The 13205-nt window shown below is 64.2% G+C and carries 11 protein-coding genes and 1 pseudogene; 3 read left to right on the plus strand and 9 right to left on the minus strand.

Features of this window, described 5'->3' with window-relative positions; translation table 11 throughout:
• Window positions 1-56: 56 nt before the first annotated feature.
• The 5 genes from LPJ38_RS33780 to LPJ38_RS33800 form a co-directional block, all read right to left on the minus strand.
• Window positions 57-680 carry a flavin reductase family protein gene (locus tag LPJ38_RS33780; RefSeq protein ID WP_145638941.1) on the minus strand — a complete coding sequence of 208 codons (624 nt, stop codon included), beginning with the start codon at window positions 678-680 and terminating at the stop codon, window positions 57-59.
• Window positions 681-861: 181 nt separating this feature from the next.
• A complete protein-coding gene (locus LPJ38_RS33785) occupies window positions 862-1461 on the minus strand; it encodes a TetR/AcrR family transcriptional regulator (RefSeq protein WP_145638943.1) in 600 nt (199 codons plus the stop codon).
• Between the two features lie 33 nt (window positions 1462-1494).
• Complete coding sequence (locus LPJ38_RS33790) at window positions 1495-4632, minus strand: efflux RND transporter permease subunit (RefSeq protein ID WP_145638945.1); 3138 nt, start codon at window positions 4630-4632, stop codon at window positions 1495-1497.
• 283 nt (window positions 4633-4915) lie between these two features.
• On the minus strand, window positions 4916-6022 hold the full coding sequence (locus LPJ38_RS33795) for an efflux RND transporter periplasmic adaptor subunit (RefSeq protein ID WP_145638947.1): 1107 nt from the start codon (window positions 6020-6022) through the stop codon (window positions 4916-4918).
• A gap of 211 nt (window positions 6023-6233) precedes the next feature.
• Complete coding sequence (locus LPJ38_RS33800; RefSeq protein WP_145638949.1) at window positions 6234-7589, minus strand: MFS transporter; 1356 nt, start codon at window positions 7587-7589, stop codon at window positions 6234-6236.
• Between the two features lie 79 nt (window positions 7590-7668).
• On the opposite strand from LPJ38_RS33800, the gene LPJ38_RS33805 reads away from it, so the two are divergent.
• On the plus strand, window positions 7669-8112 hold the full coding sequence (locus LPJ38_RS33805; protein ID WP_167520629.1) for a ribosomal maturation YjgA family protein: 444 nt from the start codon (window positions 7669-7671) through the stop codon (window positions 8110-8112).
• On the opposite strand, the gene LPJ38_RS33810 is transcribed toward LPJ38_RS33805, so the two are convergent.
• From LPJ38_RS33810 to LPJ38_RS33820, 3 genes and pseudogenes are all read right to left on the minus strand, one after another.
• Window positions 8097-9257, minus strand: a complete 1161-nt coding sequence (locus LPJ38_RS33810; RefSeq protein WP_145638951.1) for a winged helix-turn-helix domain-containing protein — start codon at window positions 9255-9257, stop codon at window positions 8097-8099. The genes LPJ38_RS33805 and LPJ38_RS33810 overlap by 16 nt on opposite strands.
• A gap of 128 nt (window positions 9258-9385) precedes the next feature.
• Window positions 9386-9631, minus strand: coding sequence for a hypothetical protein (locus LPJ38_RS33815; RefSeq protein WP_145638953.1), 246 nt, complete (start codon window positions 9629-9631; stop codon window positions 9386-9388).
• 108 nt (window positions 9632-9739) lie between these two features.
• A pseudogene (locus LPJ38_RS33820) lies at window positions 9740-9964 on the minus strand (hypothetical protein); the annotation flags it as partial.
• Between the two features lie 355 nt (window positions 9965-10319).
• On the opposite strand from LPJ38_RS33820, the gene LPJ38_RS33825 reads away from it, so the two are divergent.
• The gene (locus LPJ38_RS33825; protein WP_145638955.1) at window positions 10320-10961 is read left to right on the plus strand and encodes an OmpA family protein; all 642 of its coding nucleotides are present in this window, start codon (window positions 10320-10322) and stop codon (window positions 10959-10961) included.
• A 58-nt stretch (window positions 10962-11019) separates the two neighbouring features.
• Here the strand turns inward: LPJ38_RS33825 and LPJ38_RS33830 are convergent, their stop codons facing one another.
• Window positions 11020-12450 carry a phospholipid carrier-dependent glycosyltransferase gene (locus tag LPJ38_RS33830; protein WP_145638957.1) on the minus strand — a complete coding sequence of 477 codons (1431 nt, stop codon included), beginning with the start codon at window positions 12448-12450 and terminating at the stop codon, window positions 11020-11022.
• A 51-nt stretch (window positions 12451-12501) separates the two neighbouring features.
• Between LPJ38_RS33830 and LPJ38_RS33835 the strand changes: the two genes are divergently transcribed.
• Window positions 12502-13203 (plus strand): FecR family protein, encoded by a 702-nt coding sequence (locus LPJ38_RS33835; RefSeq protein ID WP_167520630.1) that lies wholly within the window; start codon window positions 12502-12504, stop codon window positions 13201-13203.
• Window positions 13204-13205 lie beyond the last annotated feature (2 nt).

Raw genomic sequence — 13205 nt, forward strand, 5'->3', positions numbered from 1 at the left:
GCTCGCGCCTGACGGCGCGCCCCGGAATGACGTGTGGAGAGAGTAGCAGCCCGGACCTAATCCGGCCGCACCATCTCGAACATGTTTTCCGGCTTGATCTCGAAATAGTCGCCGCGACGGCCGGCGCGGACGATCGGACGGGCGGCGGCGGTCTGATAGACGCCGTCCTTGATCATGGCCCTGTCGATGTGGACGGCGACGACCTCGCCCAGCGTCAGCCAGGCGTCGGCCTCCTTGCCGTCGGCGCCCTTGAGGCGGACGATGTCGGACACCTTGCATTCGAAGGCCACCGGGCTCTCGGCCACGCGCGGCACGTTGACGAGCTTGCCGGGCACCGCGGTGAGGCCCGCGACCTCGAACTCGTCGACCTCAGGCGCGACATGCGCGGCGGTCGCGTTCATGTGCTTGGCGAGATCCATGGTGGTGAGATTCCAGACGAACTCCCGCGTCTGCTCCATGTTCGAGACCGTGTCCTTCCAGTTGGTGGAGGAGAACCCGATGATCGGCGGCACGTAGCAGAACGCATTGAAGAAGCTGTAGGGCGCGAGGTTGACGTGGCCCCTGGTATCGCGCGAGGAGATCCAGCCGATCGGCCGCGGCGCGATGATGGCGTTGAAGGGGTCGTGCTTGAGGCCGTGGCCCTTGGAGGGCTCGTAGAAGTACAGGTCTTTGTCGGTCACGCTGGCTTTTCCCTGATCGTCATTGCGAGCGCAGCGAAGCAATCCAGAATCCCTCCGCGGAGACAGTCTGGATTGCTTCGCTGCGCTCGCAATGACGGAGTGTGTTGCTCCGTCCTGGTCCGCCACCGGCCGGTTAGCGCGGGGTGGCCGGCCTGCTTATAAGGAGAAATTCCCCCGCCCGTCAGTGGCGCGGGGACAGACCCGCGATGACGAAATCGATCATCTGGTCGATGTTCGGGCCCGGCTTGGTGGCGCACTGGGCGATCATCTGGGGGTGAAAGAAGCGCATCATCGCCGTGCACGAGCAGAGCGCGGCCAGTTGCAGGTCGGGTGCCTCGAACTCCCCGGAGGCCACGCCTTGCGCGATCATCTGGCCGATCATGCCGGCGACACATTCCATGTGGGTGACGCAGACGTCCCAGTCCTCCTGCATGGCGATCTCGACCATCTCATGCAGCTTATTGTCGCCGACATAGCGCTCGGTGTTCATGCGATTGATGGTGGTGAGCAGCTCGCGGAAGCGATCCAGCACCGGACCGGGCCGTGCCACGATCCGCTGCGCCTCCAGCTCGACCTCGCCCATCAGCGAGCGCGCCACCGCCTGATGGATCGCCTTCTTCGATTCGAAGAAGCGATAGACATTGGCGGGGCTCATCCTGAGCTCCTTGGCGATGTCGCCGACCGTGGTCTTCTGGTAGCCGATCTGGCGGAACAGCCGCTCGGCCACCTCGAGGATACGATCCCGGGTGTCGACTTCGATATGTTCCGAAATAAGGGCCATCAGTCAGGACTCGCTGGTCAGCAGTCTTCTCATCTATTCAGCCGCTTCGGCAAGCGGAATTGCGTGCTGGTCATCGCTCCCATGCTGCGGCGCGGCAGGCTGCTCGGGCGTCCCCGCCTCATCCAGGCTCTTCCTGAACCACAGGGCGTAGAGGCCCGGCAGGTACAGCAGCGTCAGGAAGGTCGCCACGAACAAGCCGCCCATGATGGTGATCGCCATCGGGCCCCAGAAGGCCGAGCGCGACAGCGGGATCATGGCGAGGATCGCGGCCAGCGCCGTCAGCACCACCGGTCTGGCGCGACGGACCGTCGCCTCCACGATCGCCTCGCGGCGGGTCATGCCATGGGAGACGTCGGTCTCGATCTGGTCGACCAGGATGACGGTGTTGCGCATGATCATGCCGGCGAGCGCGATCAGGCCGAGCAGCGCCACGAAACCGAACGGGGCATTGGCGACGTTGAGGCCGAGCGAGGCGCCGACGATGCCGAGCGGCGCGGTCAGGAACACCAGGATCAGGCGCGAGAAGCTCTGCAGCTGGATCATCAGCAGCGTCAGCATCACCATGACCATCACCGGGAAGAGGATGAAGATCGAGGCATTGCCCTTGGCGGATTCCTCGAAGGCGCCGCCCGGCTCGATCCGGTAGGCCGGCTCGAGATGATCAATGATCGGCTTCAGCTTCGGCGTGATCTGGCCCGTGACGTCAGGCGCCTGCACGCCGTCGACGACGTCGGAGCGCACGGTGATCGCCATGTCGCGGTTACGCCGCCACATGATCGGCTCCTCGTGCGCATATTCGATCTTGGCGATCTGCTGGAGCGGCACGGCGACGCCGTTGCGCGAGGTGATGGTGAGATCGCCGACACCGCCGAGGTCGAGGCGTTCGGACGGGATCGCACGGGCAACCACGCCGACCTTCTCGATGCCGTCGCGCACGGTCGTGACCTGCGCGCCGGAGATTAACATGGACAGCGCCTGCGAGACGTCCTGCGGTGTCAGGCCCATGGCGCGGGCACGGTCCTGGTCGACGACGAGCTTGAGGTAAGGCGACTGCTCGTTCCAGTCGAGCTGGACGTCCTTGACGCTCTTGTTCTGGCGCATGACGTCGCGAACCTGGTAGGCGATCTCGCGCACCTTGTTGGCGTCGGGGCCGATCACGCGGAACTGGACGGGGAAGCCGACCGGCGGGCCGAAATTGAAGCGGTCGACGCGCACGCGCGCCTCGGACAGGAAGCCCTCGGCAGCCGCGTTCTCGATCTTGGCCTTGATGCGCTCGCGCGCCTCGACGCCCTTGGCGACGATGACGATCTCGGCGAAGGCCTCGTTCGGCAGCTGCGGGTTGAGGCCAAGCCAGAACCGCGGCGAACCCTGGCCGACATAGGCGGTGTAGGTCTCGATGTCCTTGTCGTCCTTGAGCAGCGTCTCGGCCTTCTTCGCAGCCTTCTCGGTGACGTTGAAGGCGGTGCCTTCCGGCAGGCGCAGCTGGAGGAACAGCTCGGGCCGCTCCGACAGCGGGAAGAACTGCTGCTGGACCTGGCCGAAGCCGACGATGGAGGCGGCGAAGACGCCGACGGTCGCGACCACCACGGTGATGCGGTGGTTGACGCACCATTGCACGATGGCGCGCAATCCCCTGTACATGCGGGTCTCGTAAACCGCGTGCGGATCGTGGTTGTGGTGCGCCTTCATCTCCGGCAGCAGCTTGACGCCGATATAGGGCGTGAAGATCACCGCCACGAACCAGGAGGCGACCAGCGCGATCGCCACGATCCAGAAGATGCTGCCGGCATATTCGCCGACCGCCGAATTGGCAAAGCCGATGGGGAGGAAGCCAGCGGCCGTGACCAGCGTTCCCGTGAGCATCGGAAACGCAGTTGATTCCCAGGCAAAGGACGCCGCACGCATGCGGTCCCAGCCCTGCTCCATCTTCACCACCATCATCTCGACCGCGATGATGGCGTCGTCGACGAGCAGGCCGAGCGCGATGATCAGCGCACCTAACGTGATGCGGTGCAGGTCGAGCGACATCGTGTTCATGACGATGAAGACGATGCCGAGCACCAGCGGCACCGACAGCGCGACCACGATGCCGGTGCGCCAGCCGAGCGCCAGGAACGAGACGAACAGCACGATGACGAGCGCTTCCATGAAGGAATGCACGAACTCGCCGACGGCGTGCTCGACCACCTTGGGCTGGTCGGCGATCAGCTTGACGTCGATACCCTGCGGCACCGCCTTCATGAAGTCGGCGGTGGCCTTCTCGACCTCCTTGCCGAGCTCGAGGATGTTGGCACCCTTGGCCGTGACGACGCCGATGCCGATGGCGGGCTTGCCTTCCTGACGGACGACGAAGCTCGGCGGATCGACATAGCCGTGGGTGACGGTGGCGATATCCCCCAGGCGGAACACGCGGCCATTGCTCTCGACCGGGGTCTCCGCGACCGCCTTGGCGCCGTCGAGCGCGCCGGTGACGCGCAGCGGCACGCGTTGCGAGGAAGTCTCGACCGTGCCGGCCGGCGTGACGTTGTTCTGCTTGGCCAGCGAATCGAACAGCGCCTGCGGCGTGATGCCGAGCGTGGCGAGCTTGGCGTGGCTGAACTCGACGAAGATGCGCTCGTCCTGGTTGCCGTAGACGTCGACCTTGGTCACACCGGGAACCTTCAAGAGGCGCTGGCGGAAGCCTTCGGAGACCTTCTTGAGCTGGGCATAGTCGGCGCCGTCGCCTGTCATCATGTAGAGGATGGAATCGACGTCGGAGAACTCGTCGTTGACGACGGGCCCGAGGATGCCGGAGGGCAACTGGCCCTGCACGTCGACCAGCTTCTTGCGCAGCAGATAAAAGAGATAAGGCACATCCTTCGGCGGGGTGTTGTCGCGAAAGGTCACCTGGAGCGCGGTGAAGCCGGGCTTGGAATAGGTCTGCACCTTCTCGAAATAAGGCAGCTCCTGGATCTTCTTCTCGATGGGATCGGCGACCTGGGTCTGAATCTCCTGCGCGGTCGCGCCGGGCCACATCACGGAGACGTTGACCACCTTCACCGTGAAGAACGGATCCTCGGCGCGCCCGAGCTTCTCATAGGAGAAGTAGCCAGCGACACCGAGTATGATCATCAAGAAGAGCACCAGCGTCGGATGGCTGACGGCCCAGGCCGAAAGGTTGAAGCGCTTCATCGCACTCTCCGAAAGACGATCCAATTGCCAAAAACGACAGCCACTCTGTTCGAGGCGTCGTCGCGAGGCAGCGAAGCAATCCAGGGGGCTGGGCAAGTTCTGGATCGCTTCGCCGCTTCAGCCTTCGCATTTGCGCTCGGGCCGAAACTCACCTCCCACGACGTAACTCATTTCTGACGTCGTTCCGGGGTGGTCCGAAGGACCAGACCCGGAACCTCGAGATTCTCAGGTGCGCAATTGCGCACCGTAGTTCGCCCCTCGGGGCGCCCCCGAATGACAGAACTTAAAAGGACAGTGACGACACGATCCGCACCCTCTGGCCCGGATCGAGTTTCTGCACGCCGAGCGCGACGATCTTGGCGCCCTCTTCCACACCGCCGGTGATGACGACGTCGTTGCTCTCGTAGGACTTCACCGTGACGGGCTTGAGCGTGACGCCGCCGTTGTCGTCGACGACATAGAACGACGGCTTGCCGCCTTCGTTGAACAGCGCCGACAGCGGCAGCCGGGCGACGCGCTCGCTGGCCGCGTCCGACAGTGTCAGCGTCGCGGTCATGCCGAGCGAGACTTTGTCGTCCGCCTCGGGCAGCGAAAACTTTGCAAGATAAGTCCGCGTGGCCGGATCGGCCGCCGGCGCGATCTCGCGCAGCTTGGCCGCATACTTCTTGCCCGGCTCGGACCAAAGAGTGACGCTGGCGACGCCCGACTTGGCGCGTCCGACCAGCGTCTCAGGAATCGCGACGACCGCTTCCTTCTCGGCAAAGCGGGCGACGCGGATCGAAGCCTGGCCCGCGGCAACCACCTGGCCGGGCTCGATCAGCGTTGCGGTGACGACGCCACGGGCGTCGGCGTTGAGCGTCGCGTAGGAAAGGGAATTCTTGCTGAGCTCGAGCGCGCGCTCGGCGCGGTTCAGCCGCGCGCGGGCTTCGTCCGCGGCGGCACGGCTCGAATCCATCTGGGCGTCCGTGGTCCAGCCCTTGGCCTTCAAATCCTTGGCGCGCTGCTCGGCGGCGGCAGCCTGGGCCAGCACGCCGGTCGCGGCGGTCTGCTCAGCCAGCGCCTGCTCGGCCTGGAGCTTGAGGTCGACCTCGTCGAGGGTTGCAAGCGGCTGCCCGATTTCGACGGTCTGGCCGACCTCGACCAGTCGCTTTGCAACCTTGCCGGCAACGCGGAAGCCGAGATCGCTCTCGATCCGGGGCCTGATGGTGCCGACGAAGCTGCGCTCCGGCGTCTCGGCATCATAATGGGCGGTCGCGACCAGAACCGGCCGCGGCGGCTCGGCCTTTTCGGCGACGGTGTCATTGCATCCGGCCAGCGCGGCGGCCATCAGGGCCAGCGACACACCCGCCAAGAGCCTGGAATAGCTCGACAAAACCGACCGGACAAACATCGGAGGACACTCCTGCATCTCGAATGAGAGGAATGTCAACTAATCACTGATAAAAGTCAATAATCGTCAGTCATCATGAAAGCGTGATCGGTTGAGGGGCGGTGCGCCCCCTCCGCTCGGGAGAAGGCAGGACTCCAACCTTGAAAACGTTTCCCCTGCGCCGAGAGAGGCTGCGGTGGATGCACCCTGGCTGTCGCCAGGGCGACCTAAGTTACCGCCCTTGTTCAGCGAACTCGTGCTTGCTGTCGTGGCCGCCGACAAACACTAAAATCCCGGCGATCAGGGGCAGCACGGCGAGCACCAGCAGTCCGGTGGAGGTCTGCCCCGTCGCTTCCTTGACCCAGCCGATCAGGTACGGCCCGCCGAAGCCGGCGAGATTGCCGATCGAGTTGATCAGGGCGATGGCCCCGGCGGCTGCGGTGCCGGAAAGCCAGGCGGTCGGCAGGGTCCAGAACACGCCGAAGCAGCAGAACACGCCGATCGCGGCCACCGTCAGCATCACCATCGTGAGGGTGGGATCGGTGAGATAGGAGGACGCGCCGAGCGCGACCGCGGTGAGCAGCAGCGGCGCGCCGACATGGAACACGCGTTCGCGGCTCGCATCCGAATGCCGCGCCCACAGGACCATGGCGATGGTGCCGAACAGATACGGAATCGCGGTGACGAAGCCGGTCTGCGCGTTGGTGAGCCCGAATGCCTTGACGATCTGCGGCAGCCAGAACTGCATGCCATAGAGCGCGCCGACGAAGCCGAAATAGATCAGGCTGAGGGCGATCACCTTCGGCGACGACAGGGCTTGGCCGAGCGACAGATGCTTCACGGCCTGCTTGGCCGCGATCTCCGAGTCGAGCCTGGCCTTGAGCCAGGCCTTCTGCTCGGCCGAGAGCCAGTCCGCCTTCTCCGGCTTGTCGGTAAGGTAGAACCAGGTGACGATGCCGAGCAGCACCGAGGGGATGCCCTCGATAATGAACAGCCATTGCCAGCCCCTCAGCCCCATCATGCCGTCGAGCCCGAGCAACAGGCCCGAGACCGGCGCGCCGATCACGGTCGAGACCGGAACGGCGATGGCGAAGGCCGCGAGGAAGCGGGCGCGATATTCGGCCGGATACCAGTAGGTGAGATAGAGGATGATGCCCGGGAAGAAGCCGGCCTCGGCGACGCCGAGCAGGAAGCGCAGGATGTAGAAGCTGGTGACGCCGCTCACCATTGCCATCAACGCCGAGATGATGCCCCAGGTCACCATGATGCGGGCGATCCAGCGGCTCGCGCCGAATTTCTCCAGCGCGAGATTGCTCGGCACCTCGAAGATAAAATAGCCGATGAAGAAGATGCCGGCGCCCCAGGCGAAGATTAGCGGCGTGAACTTCAGCTCGGCGTTCATGGTCAGCGCCGCGAAGCCGAGATTGACGCGGTCGAGATAGGAGAAGAAGTAGGCCAGCACCAGGAACGGAATCAGACGCCAGGAGATGGCGCGGATGGTCGAGGTCTCGACGTCGCTCTTGCTGGCGTTCTCGCTGGTGTTTTTGGCGCCGCCGGCGGAACCGGCATAGGTGGTGGTCTGGCTCATGGCTTCCCCCGGGTTGTTGCTTTTCTAGGGCTGAGTGGCGGTTTTGAGCATCGCGGACAAAGAGTCAATGGAGCGAGCAATGCACCAAGCGCAGCCGCATCACCCTGTTGCGCCGCGACGGACATCGCTGGTCCGCGCCACCCTCGCGCTCGCGGTGATCGTCTGCGGGTTGTCGCTGCGCTGGTACGGCTTTGCGCTCGGCCTGCCCGCCTTCGTGGTGAAGTACGGCGGCTCGCTGCTGTGGGCGACCATGGTGTTTCTGCTGGTCGGCGTCTTGTTGCGTCGGCGGACGCGGACGCAGATTGCGACGATCGCGATCGTGATCGCCGTCATTGTGGAATTCTCGCGCCTGGTGCACACGCCGTGGCTCGATGCGTTCCGGCTCATGACGGCCGGCGCGCTGCTCCTCGGACGCATCTTCTCTCTTTGGAATTTGGCCGCCTACGCGGTGGGGATATTGCTCGGCGTTTGGCTCGACCGGCTCGTCGCAACCCACCCCGCGAAGACTCACTCCGCCAATTGAAACCGCTCGAAGCGATCGAGTTCGTCCTCGATCGCGCGCTTGAGCTCCTTGCGCCCTGCCGTCTTCTTGCCCTGCCCGACCCAGGTCCATTTCTGCATCAGCAGCTTCTTGGCCTGCCGATCGGTCTTCAGATCGAGCGCGGCAACGATCTCGTCGCCGGCCAGGACCGGCAACGCGAAATAGCCCAGCTTGCGCTTGGCTTTCGGCACGTAGGCTTCGAACAGATGGTTGTAGCCGAAGATGAGATTGGTGCGCTTGCGCTGGATGATCAGGGGGTCGAACGGCGAGAGGATGTGAACCAGATCGGTCGGCACATCATGTGGCTCCAGCGCTGCGGGCGAGGCCCAATGCTCCTGCTTACCGGCGCCCGCTATCGCGATCGGCACGAGCTCGCCGCGGCGGACGCGCGAGGCGATCAGGCTTGCGACCGCCTTCTTGCGCGGCGCGTCGAGATGGCAGATCGAATCCAGGCTGACGACCCCCTGCGAGCGCAGCGCGCGGTCGAGCAGATAGGCCGTGATTTCCTTCGCCGATGCCGGCCTCGGCAGCTTGTCCCAGCCGAAATGCCGGCTCGTCAACTCATAGGTCTTGAGCATGCCAAGGCGCGTGCTGATGGTCACGGCGCCGGTATAAAAGGCGAGCTGCAAGGCCCGCTTCGAGGGTTTTCGGCTCTGCCACAGGTGCTCCTTCTCAACCAGCTCATCGTCGTCGATGTCGCGGATCGTCAGGGGACCGGCACGCAGCAGCCGCATGACCTTGCGCGTGTCGGCCGGCTTCACCGAGGCGAACCATTTGTGCCCCTCGCGCCGGTGCTCGCGCATCGCAGGCAGGAAGAAGCGGAAGTCGGTCGCCGGCACGTAAGAAAGCGCATGCGTCCAGTATTCGAACACACTCTTGTCGACGCTCTGGGCCTGGCGCAGGTCGGCGCGGCGGTAGGACGGAATACGGCTGAACAGGATGTGGTGGTGGCAGCGCTCGATCACATTGATGGTGTCGATCTGCACATAGCCGAGATGGGCGACGGCATCCGCCACCGCCTGTGCGCCCTCGCCGAACGGGGCGCGCTGATCCAGCCGCTGGGCATGCAGCCAGATCTGCCGGGCCTGTGTCGTCGAGAGGGGGAGAGGTTTCGGGGCGCGGGACATTGCGGGAGGCAATGTAGCGGGATTCGCGCCGGGAGAAAGAGAGACGGCGAAGCACCGGCCTCACGAAAAAAGCCGCGCTGCCATCTGCTGCCAGCGCGGCCAGAATGTGCCAGTTCGGCGGGAATGTCTTACTTCTTCGCCATTGCCTTTTCGGCACTCACGTAGTGCTTGCAGGCGCCTCGCATGTTGCCTTTGCTCATGTCGGAATTGGCCGCAGCCATCGACTTCCGCGCTGCCATCTTGCCCGGCGTGTCTTCGCCGCCCAGTCCGGCAACGAGCTTGGCCATGTTCGCACTGGTGCATTCCATCTTGGCGGCGGATGCGGGCGACAGAGCAAGTGCAACGAACGTTGCCGCGAGCAACAGGGTCTTCATCAATTTCTCCTCCGGAAACGAAGCCGGCTACATGCCGGCCAACGCGACATCTATCTTTCCGGGACAAGGGCTCGCAGAGAAGATATTTTCGGAGGTTCTAGCGTGCGGCTTTTGGGCGCTCCCGACGCTGCCGGTCGCCACATCGGGTTCACACGACGCCTTGCCGCGCCCCTCCGACTGGCAGCGATAGACGTTGCCGGTGAGACGATCGACCAGCCAGATGTTTTCTTCGGTCAGCCCCTCCAGGCCGACGTAGCGGGAGGTCAGCCCCGTGATCAACGTCGACAGCAAGATCGCCACCGCGATCATCGCAGCACCGATATAGATGGGCATGGAACTCAGGGTCACTGTCCGATCCGGCGGGCCGCTGCGATGGAATGGGTAGTCACGCTGATAGTCGCTCGACCTCGGCACGGGATGGAACTCGGCTCCTGTCGCGAACGGATTTTCGAATAGTTGAAGCCTGCTAGGCGGGCATCTGGACAAATTCTTGTTCGGCTGAGGGCCATGCGGCGTCGCGATGCACGCGGCGCGCGTGGTTCGAGGAACCGGGCGTAAATGGCTGCCGGAAAGCAGAGTGATGTCGTCTCGGCGGTGTTGGATGTGACCAAGATCACATCAAGGTCTTTGAACCTGCCCTAGGCTCGCAGCATCAAATCGCCATCAGGCGTAACACGAGGATAGGACAATGACCCGTTTTGATAAGCTCTTTGGACTGAAGGCCATGACTCTCACGGCCGCGCTTTCGATGAGCGCGGGCCTCGCCCTGGCCGGCGACAACAACGTTTCGACCGACAAGATTCTGGATGCCCTGAAGCCGAAGCCCGCCACCCGTGGCCTGTCCGTCGGTCCGCAGGCCGACACGACGGCGCAGGCCAAGGAAGCGACGTTCCTCAACACCGTGCGCAACCGCTCGACCCGGTCGCTGTCGACGGGCGAGCGCGAGCAGATCGCCGAGCTCGCGGCGACCAAGCCGAAGATCGATCTGGAGATCCAGTTCGACTACAATTCGGCCGACATCGCCAAGACCTCGATGGCCTCGGTGCAGGCGCTCGGCAAGGCCCTGTCCGATCCGGCGCTCAAGGGCTCGACCTTCGTGGTCGCCGGCCACACAGACGCGACCGGCGGCGAAGAGTACAATCAAGGTCTCTCCGAACGGCGCGCCGACACCATCAAGAAGTACCTGATGCAGAATTACGGCCTCAACGGCACCGATCTCGTCACTGTCGGCTACGGCGAGACCAAGCTGAAGGATGCCGGCAACGGCGCCGATCCGGTCAACCGCCGGGTCCAGGTCGTGAACATGGACACCAAGACCGCGTCGAAATAACTCTTCCGGCCGTTCGTCGCAACAACTCCGCCGCCTGCCTCCCCGGCAGGCGGCGTTGTCATATCCAGCTCTGGAACAGCATCAATCGGTTGAAGGTCTGCATCGAGACGCCGATGAAGGCCGCCGAAATCGGCAACATGACCGCAAAGCCGGCCGCAGCAATGCCGACATAGGCCCACAGCAGCCAGCGCGGCAAACCCTCCCGACGCAGCACATAGACCAGCGCAAGGGACGCGGCGGTCGCGGCGGGCAGATAGTAATAGATGAAGCCGAGCGTGCGCGGCAGCAGCGCCCAGGCGAGCCAGGGACCGAAATAGAACGCTGCGATCAGGAAGGCGTCCCAACGCCGCAAGACGACGAAGTCGCGCAGCACCAATGCGAGCGCGAGCAGGGCCGGCCACGCCACCAGCGGATTGCCGAGGAAAACGATCGCGGCGATTTGGTCCTCTGCCGTCTTGTCGAACAGGAACCAGACCGGACGTGCCAGGAACGGCCAAGACGGCCATGAACTCATATAGGTGTGGCCGGCGATCGCGGTCGTGGTGTTGTCGGCGAAGATGCGCCGCTGCGCCTCGATCAGGTCCGGCAGCGACAATCCGTACAGCGGAACGAACGCTGCAAAATATGTCATTGCCGGCAGGACGGCGAAGCAGAGCGCGGCGTGCTGCACGCGAAAACCGGTCCACAGGTCGGGCCGATACCAGTCGCTCGGCCTGGCGTCGGCAAACTGTGTGCGCCAGCCCTGCATTAAGCCGATCACTGTGACGATGACGATGCAGACGCCGAGCGGAAACAAGCCGCTCCATTTGCACGCCGCAGCACAGCCGAACAGGCTGCCCGCGAGCGCGAACAGCGCATGCGGCCGCTCTCTTCGAAAGCCATGCATGAAGGCGGCGGTCGCGAGCAGGCCGAATCCGAGCGCAAAGATATCGAGCATGGCGATGCGCGCCTGCACGTAGAGCATCTGGTTACTGCCGGCGATCAGCGCGGCGGCGATCGCGGGTCCCTGCGCGGAGAACAGCGCAAGCCCGCACAGATAGATCGCGACGACCGCGAGCGCGCCGAACAAGGTCGCCGGATAGCGCCAGCCGAGCGCGTTGTCGCCGAAGACTGCGATGGACGCCGCGATCAGCTCCTTGGCAAGCGGCGGGTGCATCGGGTTGAGCATCGGCTGCGACATCGCAGGTGCCAGCATCTGCCGCGCTGCCGGCACATAATGCACCTCGTCGAAGACGAACTTCTGCGGCGTTACGACACCGATCAGCAGCAGGAGATGAGCGGTCAGGAATATCGCGACAGCGATCACTGCGCTCCGCGACATCGCTGGAACCGCGGGCAATTCGAGCGTCTGCTGTGGGGATGTTTTGCGTGGCAAATTTGCGTCACCGCGGACAAAAAAAGAGATCGCGATTTTCATTGAACGCATTCTGCCGCAACTGTCACTAAGCATGACGCACGTCCCGCGCCGCTTGTGATAATTCCGCCACATCGCAAGCGCGCGCGATCCGGTACGATCAGGGACATATCGATCGGTTGTGAAATGAATTTGCGTTTTTGGTTTTTCCCGTCGCTGTTATCAGCCGCGTTGTGCGCAGGTCCTGGCGCGCACGCGCAGACACGCGTCGGCCAAGCCGTCGTGATCCAGAACGACGTGGTGCGCGTCGCCGCGACCACGACCCCGATCAACGTCGGCGACAGCATGTTGCGCGACGAGACCGTACGCACGGGAGCCGACAGCGCGGCGCGCTTCGTCATGGCCGATAGCACCAATTTGTCGCTGGGCCCCAGCGCGACATTGAAGCTCGACCGCACCGTCTTCAACGACGACCACAGCTATCGCGCCGTCGCGATCCGCATGACCACCGGGGCTTTCCGCTTCGTCACCGGCAACTCCGACAAGAGCGCCTACAAGATCACGACGCCGCTCGCGACCATCGGCGTGCGCGGCACCACGCTCGACATCCTCTCGCAGCGCGGCCGCTCCGTCGTGGTGCTTCAGGACGGCGCGGCCAGCGTCTGCACGACGAAGTCCCAATGCGTGCAGCTCACCCAGCCCGGCGACACCGCGATCATCACCTCGACCGGCGGCAATGTCAGCATCACCAAGTCCAACACGCCGCCCTGGACCTTTGCCGCCGATTGCGCGGCGAGCGCCGGGCTGTGCGCGGTCAACCAATATGCCGGCGCCTCGCCGACCATCACGCCAGCCGTCCAGGACGACGGCATGCTGTGCGGGCGGTGACG

The organism is Bradyrhizobium daqingense (assembly GCF_021044685.1).
Lineage (GTDB): Bacteria > Pseudomonadota > Alphaproteobacteria > Rhizobiales > Xanthobacteraceae > Bradyrhizobium > Bradyrhizobium daqingense.

What these genes read in the sequence shown, in the direction of transcription:
- LPJ38_RS33835 (WP_167520630.1), top strand. Translation starts at nt 12,502, where the DNA reads ATGAATTTGCGTTTTTGGTTTTTCCCGTCGCTGTTATCAGCCGCGTTG.
- LPJ38_RS33830 (WP_145638957.1), bottom strand. Translation starts at nt 12,450, where the DNA reads ATGTGGCGGAATTATCACAAGCGGCGCGGGACGTGCGTCATGCTTAGT.
- LPJ38_RS33810 (WP_145638951.1), bottom strand. Translation starts at nt 9,257, where the DNA reads ATGTCCCGCGCCCCGAAACCTCTCCCCCTCTCGACGACACAGGCCCGG.
- LPJ38_RS33785 (WP_145638943.1), bottom strand. Translation starts at nt 1,461, where the DNA reads ATGGCCCTTATTTCGGAACATATCGAAGTCGACACCCGGGATCGTATC.
- LPJ38_RS33805 (WP_167520629.1), top strand. Translation starts at nt 7,669, where the DNA reads ATGCACCAAGCGCAGCCGCATCACCCTGTTGCGCCGCGACGGACATCG.
- LPJ38_RS33815 (WP_145638953.1), bottom strand. Translation starts at nt 9,631, where the DNA reads ATGAAGACCCTGTTGCTCGCGGCAACGTTCGTTGCACTTGCTCTGTCG.
- LPJ38_RS33825 (WP_145638955.1), top strand. Translation starts at nt 10,320, where the DNA reads ATGACCCGTTTTGATAAGCTCTTTGGACTGAAGGCCATGACTCTCACG.
- LPJ38_RS33800 (WP_145638949.1), bottom strand. Translation starts at nt 7,589, where the DNA reads ATGAGCCAGACCACCACCTATGCCGGTTCCGCCGGCGGCGCCAAAAAC.
- LPJ38_RS33795 (WP_145638947.1), bottom strand. Translation starts at nt 6,022, where the DNA reads ATGTTTGTCCGGTCGGTTTTGTCGAGCTATTCCAGGCTCTTGGCGGGT.
- LPJ38_RS33790 (WP_145638945.1), bottom strand. Translation starts at nt 4,632, where the DNA reads ATGAAGCGCTTCAACCTTTCGGCCTGGGCCGTCAGCCATCCGACGCTG.